This is a genomic window from Lysinibacillus sp. G1-3, assembly GCF_056322905.1.
In genome coordinates, this window is the sequence record NZ_JBWHYQ010000030.1 from 24,708 (window position 1) to 45,431 (window position 20,724).

Genomic DNA, 20,724 nt, shown 5'->3' on the forward strand with positions numbered 1-20,724 from the left:
CATAGGATTTAGCTTGCGATAGTGGAAGAATTTTGGATATATTATAAATAAGAAGTTATCAATAAAAATAGAGGAAAAAATTTTTTATGAAAAACCCTTATATTTATGGTTATCTACCATTAATCACGATTTTGTTATTTAGTTTGACGTTTGGTATGTATGCTGTAAGTGAATCATTGCAAGTTTTTCATGCAATTGGTGTATATTCTGGCATGCGGGAGTTTTTATCCGATTTCGAGCTTCGTGTTTTTTTACTAATTGTCTTTGCGGGAATCTTTTTTATGTTATTTTCAGCATTAAAATTAGTAGGGGAAACTATTCATGAGCTTGGAATGTTATTTTTCTCAAAAGATAATGATGGTGCGACAGTTCATCAAGCGCGAGGCGGATACATCATATTATTAGTTGGTGCAATATGTTCAGCTTTCGCTATTCAATTTATTTACGTTTTAGTAGGTATTTTTGTCTTAACCGTTTTTATCTACTTTATTTACCTTATCTATAAAATGAGTCAGTTTATGTCGATGGGTGGAACGATTGGCTTACTAGTATTTGAGCTATTTATGTGGACAATACTATTATCGCTAATAATTTATGTTGTTTTAAAATTGTATAATGGCATCTTGGCAAGCTTACCGTTTGCACATTAAATGGGATCATCACTAAAACGTGTGGTTGATTTCCGTTCCGACTGGGCGCTTTGTTGCTGTCGCTTCGCTTTCGCACAGTTAAAACATTTGTTGTTGCTGTCGCTTCGCTTTCGCACAGATAAAACATTTGTTGTTGCTGTCGCTACGCTTTCGCACAGATAAAACATTTGTTGTTGCTGTCGCTACGCTTTCGCACAGATAAAACATTTGCTGCCGCTACGTTAGCACTACGCTTTCGCACAGAGCAAAGCTTCCTGGGGGCGTCCGATGAGCCGCTTCACTCGCGCTCCAGGGTCTCGGGCCAACAGATGTTTTTTGCGCGAAAGCGAAGCGGCAGCAGCACCGATGTTGGTCACGAAGGCGTTATCACAGGATGTGATGCTTTTAGCCTTCGTTCCTCTATTGCTAATCTCCAAGGAGTCGCCCAGCCTCCACTACAATCAACTTATTTACACAGTAGATGTTTTAACAAAAGTCATCCATAACTTTTGGTGATGAACCATTAAATTTAAAATTACATAGAAACGTTAAAGCAATGAAAGGAGCGGCCCAGAGTGATGAATTTCACTTAGGGCTGCTCCTTTTCATTGAGGATTTATGACTATTTACTGTAGTAAAACATTAAATAGTTGATGGTGAATCTTATAGTCTTCTAATCTTTCCATAGATTGTGGCTTATCATAACCCAGCCAAACTGCTGCTGTGTATTCATCGTTTAATCCTGCAAGCCAGTAGTCGCGATAGTTGTTAGTTGTTCCTGTTTTCGCACCGATATAGTTACTTCTACTATAAACGCCTTGTCCTGTACCTCGAGTAACAACATCTGAAAGGATTGAACGCATATTCTTAATAGTTTTCGGTGACCAAATTTGATCGCGTGCTGGATCCCAGCTGTAAAGCTCCGTTCCATCAGCCGCTGTTACTTTACGGATGCTATGGGCCTGCACGTATGAGCCATCTATAAAGCTTGTATAAGCGTCTGCTAGCTCAAGTGCTGTAACACCATACGTTAAGCCTCCCAAGGAGACAGCGTAATTATGGTCTTTTGCCACGATGGAGCGGAAGTTAAAGCGATCTAAATAACTAAATGCTGTATCAATTCCGATTGTGTTCAACAGACGGAGAGCCGATGTATTGTAGCTATATTGAAATGCTACTCGAATGGGTACATCACCGTATTTAAAGCCGCCATAGTTTTGTGGACAAAATGAACCGACACAATAACTGCCACCACTCACTATAGAATCAGGTGTATGTGCTGTCGTTTCAAAGAAAGGTGCATATACCGCTAATGGCTTAAAGGCAGAGCCTGGCTGACGCGTTCCTTGAAAGGCTCGATGATAACCAAACTTTTCATAGTTTTTCCCTGCATAAAGACTAACTACTTCACGGGATTTATTATCAATAACTGCTCCGGCTGCTTGTAATTTGCCTGAGCCTAGAATGGCCGTCATCTTTTTCTCATCATTTGCTTGTTTGTCTGGATTAAGCGCTGTATAAATCGTTAATCCATTTTGAAATAATGTTTTGAGTCGATTGTCTAGCTGCGCTTTGATTTTTTTCTTTTCTTCTTCGCTTTGTGTTTTTGCAAGACGATCCGCATAGCCTTCTTTTTCTGCAACTAACCATTTAAGCTCTTGTAGGACGTAAGTGCTGTACATAGGGTAGCTTTGCGCTTTATTCTTTACATTTAATGTTATCGTTTCAGCTTTATGTGTATTAGCATCTTCTTTTGTAATAGCGCCGCTCGTTGCGAGTGTATCTAATAACCGCTCTTGTCTCGCTTTTGTTTTATCAAAATTTTTTAAAGGATTATAAAGTGAGGGATTATTTGGAATAGCCGCAATAAATGCAATTTCAGCTATAGATAATTCTTGGAGTGGTTTTTGAAAATAATAGGTAGCTGCTCCGCCAATTCCATAAACTTGATTGCTAAAATAGGCTTCATTTAGATACATCGTTAAAATTGCGTCTTTATCAAATTCTTTCTCAAGCTCATAGGAATAAAATACTTCTGTTAATTTTCGCTCATATGTTTTTTCATCGGATAAATAACGCATACGAACGAGTTGTTGTGTAATAGTGCTGGCACCTTGAGACGTTGAATTTGTGCTTGAGTTAGCAACAACTGCACGAACGATAGCACTGAAGTCAAAGCCGATATGCTCATAAAAATGAGCGTCCTCACTAGCGATGAAAATTTCCTGGGCAATTTTAGGGATTTCTTGTAGTGTTAGAGGTTGCCTCCATTCGACATATTCCTCGCTAAATGTATTGCCGTTTTGATCAATAAGTGTTACTGGAAGCTGTGGTTGAACTTCCGGTAAGTGAATAGCGCTAGCAATTTGCTTCTCATGCGCTTTTGCCGCATGGATTTCCGTCCTAATATTTGTACTAATCCACCAAAGGACAGGTAAGGATAGTAAAATGATAATAAAACCAAAAGCCTTTTTCATGTGTGCCTCCACTCTAAATATGAGTCACTCAAAAGAATAACATATTTTGGATGGTTTCCAAATACTCGTTCCGACCTATTTGCACTTTATCAAAAACCTTGGCTAGCAGTATGAACAACTCTTCGTATGTTTAAATACGATAATAAATTTTCATAAAGTAAGTTCGTCATCATAACGTGGGGGTGATTTCCGTTCGGCTGGGCGCTTTGTTGTTGCTGTCGCTACGCTTTCGCACAGATAAAACATTGTTGTTGCTGACGCTACGCTTTCGCACAGATAAAACATTGTTGCTGACGCTACGCTTTCGCACAGATAAAACATTGTTGTTGCTGACGCTACGCTTTCGCACAGATAAAACATTGTTGTTGCTGACGCTACGCTTTCGCACAGATAAAACATTGTTGTTGCTGACGCTACGCTTTCGCACAGATAAAACATTGTTGCTGACGCTACGCTTTCGCACAGATAAAACATTGTTGTTGCTGACGCTTCGCTTTTGCACAGAAAACACCCGCTACGCTGCAGGGTCTCGGGCCAATAGGATGTTGGTCACGAAGGCGTTATCACAGGACGTGATGTTTTTAGCCTTCGTTCCTCAACTTGCTCGCTCTAGTGTCTCACCTATTACACCGTCCATAAGGAGGCGCCAAGTCGGAACGGAAATCAACCCCAGACTTTGCTTATTAGCCAAAAAATAAAAGTGCAAAAAATCGTCAATACTTTGGTGAAGAAAACCATTAAGAAGTATGTTAGACTAAAATGAGGTCAGAAATGATAGTATTATCATTTTCATTGAAACTGAAATTTTACTTTTAAAGGAGAGACTTCAATGTTTCCACAATTAACAACAGAAGTACTTGAAGGCGAAGTACTTGTAGAAATGAAAACAACATTAGGTGCCATCAAAATTAAATTATTCCCTGAGCATGCACCGAAAACGGTTGAAAACTTCTTAGGCCATGCAAAATCTGGTTACTACGACGGCATCATTTTCCACCGTGTAATCCAAGACTTCATGATTCAAGGTGGTGACCCAACTGGTACAGGTATGGGCGGTGAATCAATCTGGGGTAACTCTTTCGAGGATGAATTCTCTGATAGCGTATTTAATCTTCGTGGTGCACTTTCAATGGCAAATGCGGGTCCAAACACAAATGGTTCACAATTCTTTATCGTACAAATGAAGCACCTTCCAAGTGATATGCTTCGTCAATTACAAGGTGCTGGCTTCCCAGAAGAGATTATTGAAGCATATGCTCAAAATGGTGGTACTCCTTGGTTAGACCATAAACATACAGTGTTTGGTCATGTTGTTGAAGGTATGGACATCGTTGACAAAATTGCAGACGTAGAAAAAGACATGCGCGATAAACCAGTAGAAGATGTGAAAATCGAGTCAATTACAGTTTTTGAATAATAATTGTAAGGACGTGTAAAACATGAAACATTTAATGTATCAATTTTTATATTTCCCAGAAGATAAATCAGGCTATGTTCCTGCAGCTTTTGAATTTTTAATAATGCTTATATTATGTATTGTTGTCTTTACCGTTTTCCGTAAAATTTCTAAGAAACAAGAAATGAAATCAAAGGAACTCGAAACACGTATTCTTTCAGAGAAAAATAATACAAACAATCAGCAAAATATTTAACTTCTTTCATTGGGTGTCCAAACACCCAAATGAAAGAAGTTAAGCCTCCAGACGCAATTATGCCGAGGCATAATTGATTGTACCAGATGCCTCGCAGCCATTAAGGATTGCGAGGCATCATATTTTCTCATTAATCCCATGTTAAAATTTTATCTTCGCTCCATTCTTCAAAAACTTAAACTCCATATGAGATATAATTCTAAACAAAAAAGGATACCTCAAAAAAACCTTGAGATATCCTTTGCTATTTATTTCCTATTACTGAAGTACTTGCTTAAAGCGCTGAACACCGTCTTTCACTGTCTCAAATGAGCAAGCAACGTTCATACGAAGGAATCCGCGACCCTCTTCGCCATATTTTGTACCTGGCTCTAATGCTAGTTTGCCATGTTCAAGCAATCGTTGCATGAATTCATTTTCATCAAGTTCTAATTCTCGATAATCAATCCAAAGTAAATAAGTGCCTTGAGGTTTTGTAATATGGATTCCAGGTAATTGTTCTAATTCGGCAATCACATAGTCCATATTAGCTGAAATGTAAGGTAGCATTTCGTTTAACCATGGCGAACCTTCTGTATAAGCGGCTTGAAGTGCCACAGCGGCAAAAGTATTTAATGAGCCTTGCCCGCTAGCCATATGAACTGCTTCTAGTAACATTCTCTTTTTCTTATCTGTCACGATCATATAGGCAACTTGAATCCCAGCTAGGTTAAATGTTTTTGTCGGCGCCATACATGTAATAATGCGATCAATTTCATCGCCAGCGATTTTTGCTAATGGCGTATGTTTTGAGCCATCTAACATTAAATCAGAATGAATTTCATCGGAAATAATTACTATATCATATTTTGCACATAATCGTACAATTTCCTTTAATGTAGCTTCATCCCATACATACCCACCGGGATTATGTGGATTACACAATATGTAGGCTTTCACATTTTGAGCAAGTGCTTGCTCAAAGGCTACAAAGTCATAGACATATGTCCCGTCTTTTTCTACTAAAGGACAATTAACAACCTCTCGGCCATTGCTTTTTGGGATGTTATAGAATGGTGGGTAAACAGGTGATGAAATAAGTACTTTATCTCCTGGATTAGTAAATGCCATAATACTATCGGCTAAAGCAGCGACAACACCATTACAGAAAACAATGGATTCTTTTTCAATGTGCCAATCATGTTGAGTATTTTGCCAGTCTACGATTGCCTGTACGGCTTCATCGCTAACAAAGCTATAGCCAAAAACAGTCTTTTCAGCATGCTCTTGCAGCGCCTTTGATACAGCTAATGGCGCAGCAAAATCCATATCAGCTACCCACATTGGGAGTATGCCTGAAGCATCTTGTAGCCCATATACGTTTTCCATTGCGTCCCATTTTACAGAGTTTGTACAACGACGGTTAATAGTTTGATCAAAAATAGACAAGCAAATCACTCTTTTCTTTTTTATTTACTATGGTATCATACGAGTATGATAAAAGGATAATAGGTGAGTATTTTGGAAAATATAAAAATGAATCAAGCAGCCGTACATCTGCTAGAGGAGTGGGATCCATTCCACTTAGGTCCAGATCATTATGATACTGAAACCGCAGATGTTGTAGCAGCATTGCAAGGTATCGACGATCCATCTGTTCTTGCAAAGGTTATTCAAGAAACATATGAGCATTCGTTTGAAGAATGGATTCCGTATGAAGATTGTGTAGCCATTTCATACAAACTTATTGCGATAAAATTTGAAGCAAAATGCATTATTTAACTTCTTAAAAAGTTGAAAATACCTGAGTGACCAATATTGTATTGGTAACTTCTGGTGGATGCACAATTATGTTTTTGCTTTTCTATAGAAAACGAGGTTGTCTTTTAATTATGAGACAACCTCGTTTTTTTAGCTATAAAAATAAAGCTCTTTTAAACATTAGTAAAATCCCCTGGATGAACATAATTATTATCGCCATTGTTAAAAGTCTACAAGTCGAAAATAAAGCGATCTAAAATTTTTACATCAGGATAAAATGCCGAATGATAGTGCACTTGGATTTTCTACCCGCGAAGTACAAGGGAATCAACCACACGGTATGATGGGAATCCAAAATATATTTAAATATGTAACAATTGGGAGTGGTGGTTCGTTACATATGTAAAGGGGGGATGACTGTGACAGAAACCGAATTAATAGAACGGGCTCAGCAAGGAGACAAAGGCGCCTATATAGAGCTAATCCGAATACATCAACGAACAGTTGAAAAGTTTGCTTTTCAATGCGGCGTACATAGTAATGATTTAGCAGATGTTTCACAGGAGGTATTTGTGAAGCTCTATCGTTTTTTACATCAATTTAAGCAGGATCGTTTTACGACGTGGCTCTATAAAATCACATTGAATGCAACGCGTGATTATTATCGCAGAGAACAACGAGAGCAAGCAAAGGAAGAAAGACTAAGTGCACAGCAACAAATACCCGAATCTTCAGCAGAAAAGCATGTCCTTAATTTTGAAGAGGATAGGCTATTACATAATGCTATTAATGAACTCGATGAAAAATATCGTTATCCACTTATATTATTTTATTTCCATGAGTTAAAGTATGAGGAGATAGCAGAGGTACTAAATATTTCGTTATCAACAGTCAAAGTTCGTATATTACGTGCAAAGGAAAAGCTCAAAGCGGTGATCATGCAGGAGGGGAGTGTTGAAAATGGATGATAAACAGTTTGAAAAACGAATGGAGCTTCTAAAAAAATCCTATGATCGCATGGAACCACAGTTAGATCCAGAAACCGTTTTCGCACAAATTGAGGCAGAAGATGCAACACAACAATCGCAAGAAAAAGTAATAACAAAAAAGCCCCCTTCAAGATGGCAAAAGCCGGCTGTCTGGATAGCATGCATGGCAAGTGTACTTTTAGTAGGTGTTCTCGTTTCGTCGTATGTGATTAATCAATCAGAAAACGCAAATAGTGAAGATGATCTTTCTCAGGAAGATACACAGGAAGCTGGAACTAAAAAATGGGTCGAGAATATTACTAAAAAGTATAATAGTAAAAAAGAACAAATAAGAAGAGAGTTAAAAGTTTCTATTGATGAACTAAATGCCTTTGAATTTATTAAAAATGCTGATGCTAAGTTAGACTTTTACACAAGAAACAATTTACATTTACTCATTAATGATAACCAGTATTTAGAAAATGCAGAAGAAAGTGTTCTTAATGAATTGATGACACCTAGGAGAGCTTTAGAAGCTATTAATGGACGGGAAAAATTATCTTTTGATGAATCATTTGAGATTTATCACTTATATGAAAAAACGGTCCTGGAACTTGAAGGTTTTTATAGTAATCTTCTTGTGCAATATGAACCTCTCTCAAAGAAGGAAGTGGATAACAATCAATATCCATCAGATTTAAATGCAATTATTGAAGCTGCGAACAATCAATTTATGGAACTGAAAGTAGATGATCAAGGTTCGTTTTATTTTAAGGCTAATCCGATTAATGGTGAATTTGCACAGGATTCTATTCAGCAATTACATCCTGATATTTTTGGTTACTTCGAGTATTTAGAAAAGGGGCATTTATTATTAGCAGATGATTTAAGGTATACGCGGGAAGAAACGGCTAAATCTTTGAAAATAATGGAGCGCTCGTTACTAGCGGATATAAACTCAGGTTCATCTACTTATGAGGTTCTAAGACAAAGCTATAAAAATACATGGTTGGTATTGTTGAAAGGAACGGAAACCTATCCTGCTTTAACAAAGGATGGGAAACCAAATCAAGATTATATGAATTTCTTACAAAAAGTAGCTGATGGGAAGTACGGGGAAGTTATGAAAAAAACAGCTTCAACAATTTTGATTGAGCTACTACAGAACAATCACTCAGATACTTTAGCTCAGTTAACAGTCTACGATATTTGGACAATGATATTGCAAAATCAAGAAACAGAAGGATTTGTTAATAATAGTGATTTTACTATTGTAAGTATTGATGAATCAGAGATAAAGAGTATATATGAGCAGTATAAAAAAAGTGATACTGAAACATTTATCGATCAACTACGACCATTGAATTTGGTTTCTCTTTTTTTATATGCAAAAACTATAGGGGATGAATCTTTGCAAAAAGCTATCTTAATGCCTGAAGCAAATATTAATACAAGTGTGTTAGACAAAGTTAAAAGTTTGGATATTTTTAGTCAATTAGGGGAATATGATGGTATTTATCCAATGGTTGCTGTTCGTGTTTCAGGAGAGTATCAGGATATGTACGGTAGACAAATTTTTATTAAATTATCGAAAAACAAAGAAGGTAATTATCGCATATCAGGGATCGCTGATTGATGGGATGATTTTTTGCCCCACTTATTTACGTATGTTATAATTTATGGTGATATATACGTAGCAAACAAAAAGAAAGTGGGCAAAGTTTATGGAAAAAAAATATGAATTAGGAGACGTGTTGAACGGAAAAGTTACAGGTATACAGCCGTACGGTGCATTTGTTGCGCTTGATGAAGATACACAAGGCCTTGTACATATTTCCGAAATTACGTACGGCTTTGTGAAGGACGTTAGTGAATTTTTATCAGTTGGGCAAGAGGTAGAAGTGAAGATACTTGAAATCGATGAAGATGCTGAAAAAATTAGTTTATCGATTCGTGCTTTGCAGGAGCGCCCGGCTACATTGCGTAAAAAAGATGCGCCACCACGTAAATCATTGCAGGACCGTGTAGATGAATCGGATGCGAATGGTTTTAATTCCTTAAAAGATAAATTACAAGACTGGATCGAGCAGTCAGGACAATAACTGTCTATTAATGCGAGATGAAAAAACGAGGGTGCTTTCAAATATGAAGGTATCCTCGTTTTTTAGTATTTAATTATAGCGAATTTTTTATTTTTCGAATTCGGTACTGTAGGTTTTGACGACTCATGCCAAGTGCAGTAGCGGCCTTTGTAATATTGCCTTCATATAAATTTAAGACGTTTTGCACATAATAGGATTCGGCTTCACGTAAATAAGCATCGAGCGGCATAACATCATTCTGTTGCTGGAACATAAAAAATTCCGGCTCGTGATTAGATACGCCTTGCTGCTGTACTTTGAAGCGGAAATGCATTGGTAATAAATCTGAGGTAACTGTTGATTCAGTAGTCATAAATGACACCGTTTCATCTAGTAATAGCTCAAGCTCCTTTAAATTTCCTGGCCAATCATATTGCAAAAATAAATCCTGTACATCAGGTGATAATTCCGTGACATTTGAAGCAAATCGTTCTTGATGGCGGTTAAAGTAATCATCTACGAATGGAAGAATATCTTCTTTTCGATCTGTTAAATTAGGAATGGAAATGGCCATTGTTGCAAAGAAATAATACAGTGATTTTGACAGTTTATTTTCTGCAATTAATGTAATGGGATCACTTCCTACACTGCCAATGAGCATGTATTTTGACTGTGGAAGAGACTGTAATACCTCTAATAGTTGCTCTTGAATATCTAGACTTAAAAAATCAATGCGTTCAAAGAAAAAAGTGTATGGCTTGTCATCCTGTAAGAGCTCCTGTAATTTATCTAAAACAGATTGAGCAGAGCGACGACTCACTAGAGTTACAAATGCTTCAGGGTCAGTCGAAGCTGCATGATGTATACCTTCTGCTACTAAATCTTTTCCTGTACCTGATTCACCAATTAATAGTACTGGCAATTTCACAGCTGCTGCTTTCTTGGCATTTGCGATAACTTGTCGCATCGAATCAGAAACAGCTGTTATCATATCGAATGTTAAAGGTTCACCATATCGACGAAGAGGCTGATAAACTAGCTTTTCGAGTGATGTAATGTCCCGAGCAAATTCGATAGCTCCAATTAGTTTATTTTCAACATATAGTGGAAAAGTATCGTTAATCGTTGTTATTTCATGACCATTTTTATTCCAGTATGTTTGTTTTACATTTACTTCTTTTTTACCTGTTTGTAACACACGCATTAAAGTACTTTCGTGCTGGCGGAAAGAAAACATCTCAATAACAGAACGATCGGCTAATTCATCAAAATGAAATCCCTCAATTTCTTTCATCTTCGTATTATAAATAATTGTTTTGCCAGAAAGGTCTACAGCATGTATACCAACAGTTACATTTGTTGCGATAAACTCATAAAAAGGGAGTAAAGGTTCGGAATTTTTCATAAAATGTGCACCTCAAAAATTTTTTACTTGAAATATGCAACGAAATTTTGCATTATAATAAGTGTAAGAATATTCTAAACGCAAAGATATTTTGCGTCAACGTTTTTTGCACGTATCAATTATGCCTCGGCATAATTGCGTCCGGATTCGGCTTTGTGCTTGCACAAAGAACTCCATTCCGAATTCCGTGACATCCGCCGGAGGCTTTAACTTCTTTCAGCGGGCGTTTGGACACCCGCTGAAAAGCAACTTAAAACTAGCATTGATCTCACCACCTTAGAGGTGGGAGACTTCGGCTGAAAAAAGTTAAAACACATCTCACGAGGGAGGATTTAGTATGATTTCATACAAACACGAACCATTCACAGATTTTACTCAAGAGGCAAATTACAACGCATATTTAGAAGCATTAAATAAAGTCGAAAGTTATTTAGGTCAAGACTACCCACTTATTATCGGTGGCGAACGTATTACGACAGAAGATAAAATCGTTTCATATAACCCTGCAAAGAAAACAGAAGTAATTGGTCGCGTATCAAAAGCAAACAAAGAACTAGCTGAAAAAGCGATGCAAGCTGCAGACGAAACTTTTAAAACTTGGAAAAAAGTAGATCCAGCTATTCGTGCAGACGTACTATTCAAAGCAGCGGCAATTATCCGTCGTCGTAAACATGAATTCTCTGCACTTTTAACAAAAGAAGCGGGTAAACCGTGGGCTGAAGCTGATGCAGATACTGCAGAAGCAATTGATTTCTTAGAATACTATGGCCGTCAAATGCTACGTATTAAAGAAGGTCAACCTGTAGAGAGCCGTCCTGGTGAATATAACCGTTATGACTATATTCCACTAGGTATTGGTATTGTTATTTCGCCATGGAACTTCCCATTCGCAATTATGGCAGGGACTACAGTTGCTGCTTTAGTAACAGGTAACACTGTATTATTAAAACCAGCTTCAACAACTCCTGTAGTTGCTTATAAATTTATCGAAGTGTTAGAGCAAGCTGGACTTCCAGCAGGTGCTGTGAACTTTGTACCAGGTTCTGGTGCAGAAGTAGGTGACTACTTAGTGGATCATCCGAAAACGCGCTTCATTAGCTTCACTGGATCTCGTGATGTAGGCTTACGTATTAACCAACGTGCATCTGTTTTAAATGATGGTCAAATTTGGATTAAACGTGTTATCGCTGAAATGGGCGGTAAAGACACAATCGTTGTTGATAAAGAAGCAGATTTAGAGCTTGCAGCACAATCTATCGTAAAATCAGCATTCGGCTTCTCTGGTCAAAAATGTTCAGCATGTTCTCGTGCTATTATCGTTGAAGATGTATATGACACAGTTGTTAATCGTGTAATTGAGCTTACTAACACGTTAACAGTTGGTGATCCAACAGACTTCAAAAACTTCATGGCAACAGTAATTGACCAAGCGGCATTCAATAAAGTGACAGAATACATTGAAATTGGTAAAGGAGAAGGTCGCCTTGTTGCAGGTGGTACAGCTGATGATTCAGTTGGTTACTTCATCCAACCAACAGTATTTGCAGACGTAGATCCTTCTGCACGTGTTATGAAAGAAGAAATTTTTGGTCCTGTTGTAGCAATCGCAAAGGCTAAAGATTTCGATCAAGCAATCGATATTGCAAACGATACTGAATACGGTTTAACTGGTGCGGTTATTACAAATAATCGTATGAACTTAGAAAAGGCTCGTGAAGATTTCCATGTAGGTAACTTATACTTCAACCGTGGTTGTACAGGTGCAATCGTAGGTTATCAACCATTTGGTGGCTTCAACATGTCAGGTACAGACTCAAAAGCAGGTGGCCCTGACTATCTACAACTTCACATGCAAGCAAAAACAACTTCAGAAATGCTATAACTTCTTTAGCAAACTGAAGAAGTATAGCCCTCGGTGTATGTCACGGATTCGGTTTTGTGTAAGCGCAAAACTGAATCTGACCGGGGCTAATAAGAGAATCTGCAAAACTCCTCCTAATAAAGTAGGCTGAGCAAGAACCGCAGACGATAATGGTATAGCGGCTTATCTAGGAGTAGCTAGGCAGATTCTTGTTTTTTATATTCAGAAAATGCGGAATTGTCCTATTAAATTTACTTATAGAAAAACATAGTCTTCCATAGATTTTTCATCATGAAAGTAAGGAGAGAATACTATATGACAAAAACAAAACTAGTTATTGAACAAACTCAAAATTTTGGTGCTGCAAACTATCACCCGCTACCGATCGTTATCTCAGAGGCTGAGGGTGCTTGGGTAAAAGATCCGGAAGGTAATAAATACTTAGATATGCTATCCGCATACTCTGCTGTAAACCAGGGTCATCGTCATCCGAAAATTATTGCTGCGTTAAAGGAACAAGCTGATAAAGTAACATTAACTTCTCGTGCGTTTTATAGTGAAAACCTTGGTGAATGGTATGAGCTTGTTGGTGAATTAACGAATAAACAGATGGTATTACCGATGAATACAGGTGCAGAAGCGGTAGAAACTGCATTTAAAGCGGCTCGTCGTTGGGCATATGATATAAAAGGTGTAGAAGATGGAAAAGCTGAAATTATTGCATGTAATGGTAACTTCCATGGTCGTACAATGCTTGCTGTATCTCTATCATCTGACGAAGAATATCGTCGTGGCTTCGGTCCAATGTTACCGAATGTTAAGTTAGTCGATTACGGTAATCTAGAAGCATTAAAAGCTGCCATTACTCCTAACACAGCAGCGTTTTTAATTGAACCAATCCAAGGTGAAGCAGGAATCGTTATTCCTCCAGAAGGTTTCTTAAAAGCTGCTCGTGAGCTATGTCGTGAAAACAATGTTTTATTCATTGCAGATGAAATCCAAGCTGGTTTAGCACGTACAGGTAAAATGTTCGCATGTGATTGGGAAGAAGTAGAACCTGATATGTACATTCTAGGGAAAGCTTTAGGTGGCGGTGTATTCCCAATTTCTTGTGTAGCTGCAAATCGTGAAATTTTAGGAGTTTTCAATCCAGGATCACACGGTTCAACTTTCGGCGGTAATCCTTTAGCATGTGCTGTATCTATTGCTTCAATTAAAGTATTACTAGATGAAAAATTAGCAGAGCGTTCACATCAACTTGGTGAATACTTTAAAGGGAAATTAAGAGATATTAATAACCCAGTTATTAAAGATGTTCGTGGTCGTGGTTTATTTATCGGAATGGAATTAACAGAGGCAGCACGTCCGTATTGTGAAAAGCTTAAAGAATTAGGTCTATTATGTAAAGAAACACATGATACTGTTATTCGATTTGCGCCACCACTTGTTATTTCTCAAGAAGATTTAGATTGGTCAATCGAACAAATTGAAAAAGTTTTTAATCTTTAACAAAATGTTCACATTTCAATTCGGAAGTATGTTACAATGATGCCGATATACTATCATTATAAAAACAAAGAGGCGATTTAATAATGTCTGAAAACTTAAATCTGTTCACATCAACTCAAGAAGTCATTCAAGAGGCTCTAAATAGACTTGGCTATGACGAAGCAATGTATGAATTGTTAAAAGAACCGCTTCGCATGCTCCAAGTGCGTATTCCTGTGAAAATGGATGATGGTACAACAAAAGTATTTACTGGTTACCGTGCACAACATAATGATGCTGTAGGACCAACTAAAGGTGGGGTTCGTTTCCATCCGGCCGTATCTGAGGAAGAAGTTAAAGCGCTTTCAATGTGGATGACATTGAAATGTGGTATCGTGGATCTGCCTTATGGCGGCGGTAAGGGCGGTGTCATCTGTGACCCTCGTCAAATGTCTATGGATGAAATTGAAAAATTAAGCCGTGGATATGTTCGTGCAGTTAGTCAAATCGTAGGACCAACAAAAGATATTCCTGCGCCAGACGTATTTACAAATGCACAAATTATGGCTTGGATGATGGATGAATACAGCCGTATGGATGAATTCAACTCACCAGGTTTCATTACAGGTAAGCCACTAGTACTTGGTGGTTCTCAAGGTCGTGACCGTGCAACTGCACAAGGCGTAACAATCGTTATTCAAGAAGCAGCGAAAAAACGTGGCATTGATATTAAAGGCGCACGCGTTGTTATTCAAGGCTTCGGTAACGCAGGTAGCTTCCTTGCGAAATTCATGCATGATTTAGGTGCAAAAGTAATCGGTATTTCTGATGCTTATGGTGCACTTCATGATCCAGAAGGTTTAGATATCGACTATTTATTAGATCGTCGTGATAGCTTCGGTACTGTAACAACATTATTTGAAAACACAATTTCAAACAAAGAATTATTAGAGCTTGATTGTGATATTCTAGTGCCAGCTGCTATCGAAAACCAAATTACTGCGGACAATGCAAACAACATTAAAGCAAACATCGTAGTAGAAGCAGCGAACGGTCCAACAACAGCTGAAGCAACTAGAATTTTAACTGATCGTGGTATTCTACTTGTACCAGACGTATTAGCATCTGCTGGTGGTGTAACAGTTTCTTACTTCGAATGGGTACAAAATAACCAAGGTTATTACTGGACAGAAGAAGAAGTTGAAGAACGTCTATACAAAAAAATGGTTGATGCGTTTGAAAACGTTTATACAACAGCGACAACACGTAACATTAACATGCGTTTAGCAGCTTATATGGTAGGTGTTCGCCGCACTGCAGAAGCTTCACGCTTCCGTGGATGGGTTTAATCAATATAATATGAAAGTCGAGTCATTCTTAATTGGATGACTCGTTTTTTGTATGCGTTCCTTTTTTGCATGAGGAAGAGGTTCTGCTTAGGTCGTATTTGGAGAACGTACATATTATGAAACCTTTGACATCTTATATGAAATCATTCGATAAGTTAGCTTGAGAGGCTAATAGGAGACAGACAGTTAGAACGTTTGAAGTGACAAATTGGAGCTAATATTTTGGTTTTAAATCTTTGCGTTCATTAACAGAAATATGAGAAAATCCAACTAGAAAGGGGCGAATTGAATGGATTCATTTACATTTTATAATCCGGTGAAGTTGCATTTTGGTGAAAATTCACTTGAAAAGCTATCAAAAGAGTTAACGCAGCAAGGTAAAAAGGTATTGGTTGTCTATGGTGGAGGTAGCATTAAGAAAAATGGTGTTTACAATGCTGTCATCGAGAAGTTACAAGAAGCAGATAAAACAATATTTGAACTAAGTGGTGTTGAGCCAAATCCACGTGTGGAAACAGCGAGACTTGGTATTGATCTTTGTAAAAAAGAAGGAATTGATCTAGTTCTAGCTGTTGGTGGCGGTTCCGTTATTGACTGTTCTAAGTTAATCGTCGCTGGGGCAAAATATGATGGCGATGCTTGGGACATTGTAAAACGTAAAGTATTTGTGCAGGACGCTTTGCCGCTTGGAACGGTATTAACGCTAGCAGCAACAGGTTCTGAAATGAACTCAGGCTCTGTCATTACAAATGCGGAGACAGAAGAAAAACTAAGCTGGGGCAGCCCTGCGGTTTTTCCGGAATTTTCAATTTTAAATCCAGCGTATACAGTGTCAGTACCAAAAAATCAGACAGTTTACGGTATCGTTGATATGATGTCGCATGTTATTGAGCAATATTTCCATAACACAACGAATACCCTGATTACAGATGAAATGTGCGAAGGAGTATTACGAACAGTTATTACTACAGCTCCTAAATTAATAGAAGATTTAGAGAATGTCCAGTTGCGTGAAACGATTTTATTAGCTGGAACAATAGGATTAAATGGATTCTTATCAATTGGTTCTCGAGGTGATTGGGCGTCACATAATATTGAGCACGCTGTATCTGCAGTATACGATATTCCGCACGCTGGCGGTTTAGCAATATTACAACCACATTGGATGCGTCTAAGTGTACCTGTGAATCCAGAACGTTTTGCGGGTATTGCAACACGAGTTTTCGGTGTCGACGCTGCAGGGAAGACTCCAGAAGAAGTAGCATACGAAGGGATTGATCGTTTATCGGCATTCTGGACTTCAATAGGAGCTCCGAGTCACCTTGCAGATTATGAAATCGATGATTCAAAATTCCATCAAATCGTAGAACATGCAATGCAAAATGGGCCATTTGGAAACTTCAATAAATTACAGGAAAAAGATGTGCGAGCTATTTTGCAAAACTCACTTTAATTGAAAACGGATAGGAGGCAACGTAGTTTTGATGTTCAGGCTTCCTTATAAAAAAATTGATGTCGCATTGCGTTGCTTAGAGACATCGTTCATTTGTATAAAAATAGCCAACTGCCTGAAACATGGCAATTGGCTATTTATCTTATTTAGAAAAATTATGCTGGATAATGATATTATTGTTTGGGTGTTGGGTGATCTGGTCTTTCACCAATATGCACCCAATTTTGTTTTCCGTCATCCTCATCATATAGAATGGCCACTTTTGATACGCCCTTCTGACTTAAAATGACCTCTGTTAAATGGTCGCGGACATCATCTAGGAAAGCAAGTGATAAGTTAGGGTCAGCTTCAGCAACTAATTCCACGTGTAAAAATTCACCTTCTTTAACGACCTCTAAACGAACAATATCTTTGATATTTGGGTCATCCATAACAAGATGAGCTATATGATTTAGCATTTCTTCGTCTGTTTCGCCAATAACGCCTCGTGCATTATCAAGGAAAACTTTTGCTACTACATAGAACATCATAAAGCCGATAATCATCGAAACGAGCCCTTCTATATTTGCCCAACCTGTAAAGTGCGCTATTAAAATAGCAGCGAAGGCTAACACGTTACCACCTGTAGCGACTAAGTCTTCCATAAACACTAATTTTGTTGCTGGTTTTGCGCGATTTAAATAAGGAAAAGCTTTAGGGATAGCTGTTAGTATTCCCACTTTTTCTTGCCCGGTCTCATGTAGTATTTCAACAGCAGCTTTCGCAAGAACTGATCCTTCTAAAACAATACCGATCAATAATACGCCAAGTGCAATGAGCATTCCTTTAGATTCTCCAGCTGGGTGTATAAAATGATGCCAGCCTTCTTTTACAGTTTCATAAGAAAGGATTGCCACGATTATAACAGCAAAAAGACAAACTAAATTTACAATTCGGCCAAAGCCTCCAGGAAATTGTTTTGTCGGTGCTTTTTTCGAAAGTGCTGAGCCGATATAAACAAATAATTGGTTTGCTGCATCCCCTAGTGAGTGCATCATTTCTGCAAACATGGCAACATTACCTGTAAAGAAGAAGGCGATGCCTTTAATAATTCCTAAAAAGGCATTGACAACTGCTGCCAACAAAGATGGTTTATTCCCGTTTTTTAATAGTTTTAATAGTTCTCCCACGAAAGAATCCTCCAACTAGTTTAAAATTTCCATTTCAATTTTTTCTATATAGGGTAGTGCTCGTAATGAACGATAAAATGACAGTAAGTTATCAGATACTATTAATGATAAACGTAAATCTAATTCGTGAAAAATATTATTATTATTTGGAACATCTTGAATGCGTATGTTTTCGATAATAATATTGTTTTCCTTTAGAAATTCTAGAAAGGACTCACTTTTTTCATCATTTTTAATCTGAACTTTCAATGATATCTCTCGCATACGAATTCTTTTTGGCCCTATTTTCATTAGAAACGGCGATAAAATCTCAATGCCGAAAACAATGATAATAACAGCTAAAGTAGCATCCATATAAAATCCTGCACCGACTGCAATCCCTATCCCAGCAGCTCCCCAAATCATTGCAGCGGTTGTTAAACCTGAGATACTATCATTCCCGCGCCTTAAAATAACACCTGCTCCAAGAAATCCAATTCCACTAACAACTTGGGCAGCCAAGCGTAGAGGATCCATTGTAATATTGATATCTGACCTTGGGGGTGTTGAGTAGGCGGTCTCGATCGAAATTATAGTTAATAAACAGCTAAAAGTGGCGATGACTAAGCTCGTTTTTAATCCTACAGGCTTCTTTTTTAATTCCCTTTCGATGCCGATTACTAAACTTAATGTGGCTGCAATTACTAATTTTATGCCAACTTCATATGTAATCATATTTCCAAATAAGGTTTCCATACGCAACCCTCCACAGATATTTCGTATTGCTAAGAGATATGCAAGGTGTCATTATTATATGTACATTACTTTTTTGTATTGTACATCACGATAGGAATGATGTATAAGTATTTTTTGTTTCTTTCAGCAATTGTTTTATGTGGCGAAAGTGAAACGTCAGCTACAAACGGTCTCGGTATCGAAAGTAGCTACAGAAAGTCTCCGACGTTATAGGTGATTAAATAGATGCTGGTATAAGTTAAAGTCTCAAGTAGATATCATGGATAGCACAAAGTCGTATCCAGACGTATTTATGTTTATGTCCGGTAAAAATGATTGGAGGTTGGATTTAATGGAGAAACCAAAAATTCACCCATACATTCCTATATTTATAGGTGTTATTTCTGTATCCTTATCTGCGATATTTGTAAAGTTAGCAAATGCAGAGGCAGGGGTTATTGCGTTTTACCGGATGTTGTTTTCGGTATTAATAATGGCTCCTCTGTTTTTTTGGAAGTACACTAATGAAGTAAAACAATTAAGAAGACGAGATTGGCTATTTTCTTCAGTTGCAGGCATATTTTTAGCGTTCCATTTTATTTTGTGGTTTGAATCACTCAATTACACTTCTGTAGCAAGTTCTACAGTTTTGGTTACACTACAGCCGTTGTTTGCATTTGTAGGTACATATTTTTTCTTCAAAGAGAGCATTACTCTAAAAACAATACTTGCAGGCGCGATTGCTATTGTTGGTAGTATTTTAATAAGTTGGGGAGATTTTAAACTTAGCGGTACTGCATTTTATGGAGACATGCTTGCACTTATTGCGTGTGCACTCGTTACTGCTTACTTTTTATTTGGACAAGATGTACGTAAGCGGTTATCTCTTGTGACATATACCATGCTTGTTTATGCTGTTAGTACAATTACGTTATTTATCTATGTTCTTATTAAAGGTGAATCGTTTGGTCCTTATCCAACTATGGACTGGATATGGTTTATTTTATTAGCGATCGTGCCTAATTTATTGGGTCATACTCTATTTAATTGGTCTATCAAATACGTTAGTACAAATGTAGTCTCTATTGCGATATTATTTGAACCAATTGGCGCGGCCATTTTAGCTCTTTTCATTTTTAAAGAGTATTTAATAGCTACACAAATTATTGGTGGATTAATTGTTATAGTAGGAATTCTATTGTTTGGGGTCGATGAGAAAAAGATTTTTAAACTTTTTTCAAAAAAAGCTTGATTTTTAAATTGCTATATTATATATTATTACTTGTCCTTAACAAGAAGGACGACTTGAAAAAAGATTTTTAAAAAGATTTTTAAAAAAGTTGTTGACTTCTTGTTGGAGATGAGTTATGATGATAAAGTTGCTGAAAACAACAGCGACAAAATGAACCTTGAAAACTGAACAAGCAAAACGTAATCAATAAAGTTTTTAGTAGCTAACCTTGAGTTAGTGAACGAAACAAAATTTTGGACATCAAACATGATGCCAGCAAAACAATTTGAGCTAATCAAATTTCTTTTATGGAGAGTTTGATCCTGGCTCAGGACGAACGCTGGCGGCGTGCCTAATACATGCAAGTCGAGCGAACAGATAAGGAGCTTGCTCCTTTGACGTTAGCGGCGGACGGGTGAGTAACACGTGGGCAACCTACCTTATAGTTTGGGATAACTCCGGGAAACCGGGGCTAATACCGAATAATCTATTTCACTTCATGGTGAA

The 20,724-nt window shown here is 37.6% G+C and carries 19 protein-coding genes and 1 rRNA gene; 15 read left to right on the forward strand and 5 right to left on the reverse strand.

Features of this window, described 5'->3' with window-relative positions; genetic code table 11:
* Nucleotides 1-86: 86 nt before the first annotated feature.
* Nucleotides 87-650, forward strand: coding sequence for a DUF5366 family protein (locus ACVYAD_RS23665; RefSeq protein ID WP_349661308.1), 564 nt, complete (start codon nt 87-89; stop codon nt 648-650).
* A 605-nt stretch (nt 651-1,255) separates the two neighbouring features.
* Here ACVYAD_RS23665 and ACVYAD_RS23670 read toward each other — a convergent pair.
* Complete coding sequence (locus ACVYAD_RS23670; protein WP_476428145.1) at nt 1,256-3,106, reverse strand: transglycosylase domain-containing protein; 1,851 nt, start codon at nt 3,104-3,106, stop codon at nt 1,256-1,258.
* Between the two features lie 182 nt (nt 3,107-3,288).
* Between ACVYAD_RS23670 and ACVYAD_RS23675 the strand changes: the two genes are divergently transcribed.
* The 3 genes from ACVYAD_RS23675 to ACVYAD_RS23685 all read left to right on the forward strand — a co-directional run bounded on the left by ACVYAD_RS23675 (nt 3,289) and on the right by ACVYAD_RS23685 (nt 4,758).
* Nucleotides 3,289-3,804 (forward strand): hypothetical protein, encoded by a 516-nt coding sequence (locus tag ACVYAD_RS23675; protein ID WP_476428146.1) that lies wholly within the window; start codon nt 3,289-3,291, stop codon nt 3,802-3,804.
* 131 nt (nt 3,805-3,935) lie between these two features.
* On the forward strand, nt 3,936-4,523 hold the full coding sequence (locus ACVYAD_RS23680) for a peptidylprolyl isomerase (protein WP_349661306.1): 588 nt from the start codon (nt 3,936-3,938) through the stop codon (nt 4,521-4,523).
* Nucleotides 4,524-4,545: 22 nt separating this feature from the next.
* Nucleotides 4,546-4,758, forward strand: a complete 213-nt coding sequence (locus ACVYAD_RS23685) for a hypothetical protein (RefSeq protein ID WP_476428147.1) — start codon at nt 4,546-4,548, stop codon at nt 4,756-4,758.
* Between the two features lie 258 nt (nt 4,759-5,016).
* Here the strand turns inward: ACVYAD_RS23685 and ACVYAD_RS23690 are convergent, their stop codons facing one another.
* Nucleotides 5,017-6,186 (reverse strand): MalY/PatB family protein, encoded by a 1,170-nt coding sequence (locus ACVYAD_RS23690; RefSeq protein ID WP_476428148.1) that lies wholly within the window; start codon nt 6,184-6,186, stop codon nt 5,017-5,019.
* A 72-nt stretch (nt 6,187-6,258) separates the two neighbouring features.
* Between ACVYAD_RS23690 and ACVYAD_RS23695 the strand changes: the two genes are divergently transcribed.
* From ACVYAD_RS23695 to yugI, 5 genes are all read left to right on the forward strand, one after another.
* Nucleotides 6,259-6,519 carry a DUF1871 family protein gene (locus ACVYAD_RS23695; RefSeq protein ID WP_079561543.1) on the forward strand — a complete coding sequence of 87 codons (261 nt, stop codon included), beginning with the start codon at nt 6,259-6,261 and terminating at the stop codon, nt 6,517-6,519.
* A 256-nt stretch (nt 6,520-6,775) separates the two neighbouring features.
* Nucleotides 6,776-6,904: a hypothetical protein gene (locus ACVYAD_RS23700; protein ID WP_476428149.1), complete on the forward strand. Its 129-nt coding sequence runs from the start codon at nt 6,776-6,778 to the stop codon at nt 6,902-6,904.
* 13 nt (nt 6,905-6,917) lie between these two features.
* The gene (locus tag ACVYAD_RS23705) at nt 6,918-7,466 is read left to right on the forward strand and encodes an RNA polymerase sigma factor (RefSeq protein WP_476428150.1); all 549 of its coding nucleotides are present in this window, start codon (nt 6,918-6,920) and stop codon (nt 7,464-7,466) included.
* On the forward strand, nt 7,459-9,102 hold the full coding sequence (locus ACVYAD_RS23710; protein ID WP_476428151.1) for a hypothetical protein: 1,644 nt from the start codon (nt 7,459-7,461) through the stop codon (nt 9,100-9,102). Before ACVYAD_RS23705 ends, ACVYAD_RS23710 begins: the two co-directional genes overlap by 8 nt.
* Nucleotides 9,103-9,190: 88 nt before the next feature.
* A complete protein-coding gene (yugI, locus tag ACVYAD_RS23715) occupies nt 9,191-9,568 on the forward strand; it encodes a S1 domain-containing post-transcriptional regulator GSP13 (RefSeq protein WP_349661300.1) in 378 nt (125 codons plus the stop codon).
* Between the two features lie 73 nt (nt 9,569-9,641).
* Here the strand turns inward: yugI and ACVYAD_RS23720 are convergent, their stop codons facing one another.
* Nucleotides 9,642-10,952 (reverse strand): AAA-type ATPase lid domain-containing protein, encoded by a 1,311-nt coding sequence (locus ACVYAD_RS23720; protein WP_476428152.1) that lies wholly within the window; start codon nt 10,950-10,952, stop codon nt 9,642-9,644.
* Nucleotides 10,953-11,289: 337 nt separating this feature from the next.
* Here ACVYAD_RS23720 and pruA point away from each other — a divergent pair, with 337 nt between their 5' ends.
* From pruA to ACVYAD_RS23740, 4 genes are all read left to right on the forward strand, one after another.
* Nucleotides 11,290-12,834: an L-glutamate gamma-semialdehyde dehydrogenase gene (gene pruA, locus ACVYAD_RS23725; RefSeq protein WP_349661298.1), complete on the forward strand. Its 1,545-nt coding sequence runs from the start codon at nt 11,290-11,292 to the stop codon at nt 12,832-12,834.
* A 294-nt stretch (nt 12,835-13,128) separates the two neighbouring features.
* Nucleotides 13,129-14,322, forward strand: coding sequence for an ornithine--oxo-acid transaminase (locus ACVYAD_RS23730; protein ID WP_476428153.1), 1,194 nt, complete (start codon nt 13,129-13,131; stop codon nt 14,320-14,322).
* Between the two features lie 83 nt (nt 14,323-14,405).
* Nucleotides 14,406-15,650 (forward strand): Glu/Leu/Phe/Val family dehydrogenase, encoded by a 1,245-nt coding sequence (locus tag ACVYAD_RS23735; RefSeq protein WP_197144309.1) that lies wholly within the window; start codon nt 14,406-14,408, stop codon nt 15,648-15,650.
* A gap of 289 nt (nt 15,651-15,939) precedes the next feature.
* Complete coding sequence (locus tag ACVYAD_RS23740; protein WP_476428154.1) at nt 15,940-17,103, forward strand: iron-containing alcohol dehydrogenase; 1,164 nt, start codon at nt 15,940-15,942, stop codon at nt 17,101-17,103.
* 173 nt (nt 17,104-17,276) lie between these two features.
* On the opposite strand, the gene ACVYAD_RS23745 is transcribed toward ACVYAD_RS23740, so the two are convergent.
* Together ACVYAD_RS23745 and ACVYAD_RS23750 are read right to left on the reverse strand one after the other, a co-directional pair.
* Nucleotides 17,277-18,272: a cation diffusion facilitator family transporter gene (locus ACVYAD_RS23745; protein ID WP_349661295.1), complete on the reverse strand. Its 996-nt coding sequence runs from the start codon at nt 18,270-18,272 to the stop codon at nt 17,277-17,279.
* Between the two features lie 15 nt (nt 18,273-18,287).
* Nucleotides 18,288-19,007: an MgtC/SapB family protein gene (locus tag ACVYAD_RS23750; protein WP_476428155.1), complete on the reverse strand. Its 720-nt coding sequence runs from the start codon at nt 19,005-19,007 to the stop codon at nt 18,288-18,290.
* Nucleotides 19,008-19,338: 331 nt separating this feature from the next.
* On the opposite strand from ACVYAD_RS23750, the gene ACVYAD_RS23755 reads away from it, so the two are divergent.
* Both ACVYAD_RS23755 and ACVYAD_RS23760 read left to right on the forward strand, forming a co-directional pair.
* A complete protein-coding gene (locus tag ACVYAD_RS23755; protein ID WP_476428156.1) occupies nt 19,339-20,238 on the forward strand; it encodes a DMT family transporter in 900 nt (299 codons plus the stop codon).
* Nucleotides 20,239-20,522: 284 nt separating this feature from the next.
* Nucleotides 20,523-20,724, forward strand: a 16S ribosomal RNA gene (locus ACVYAD_RS23760); the annotation flags it as partial.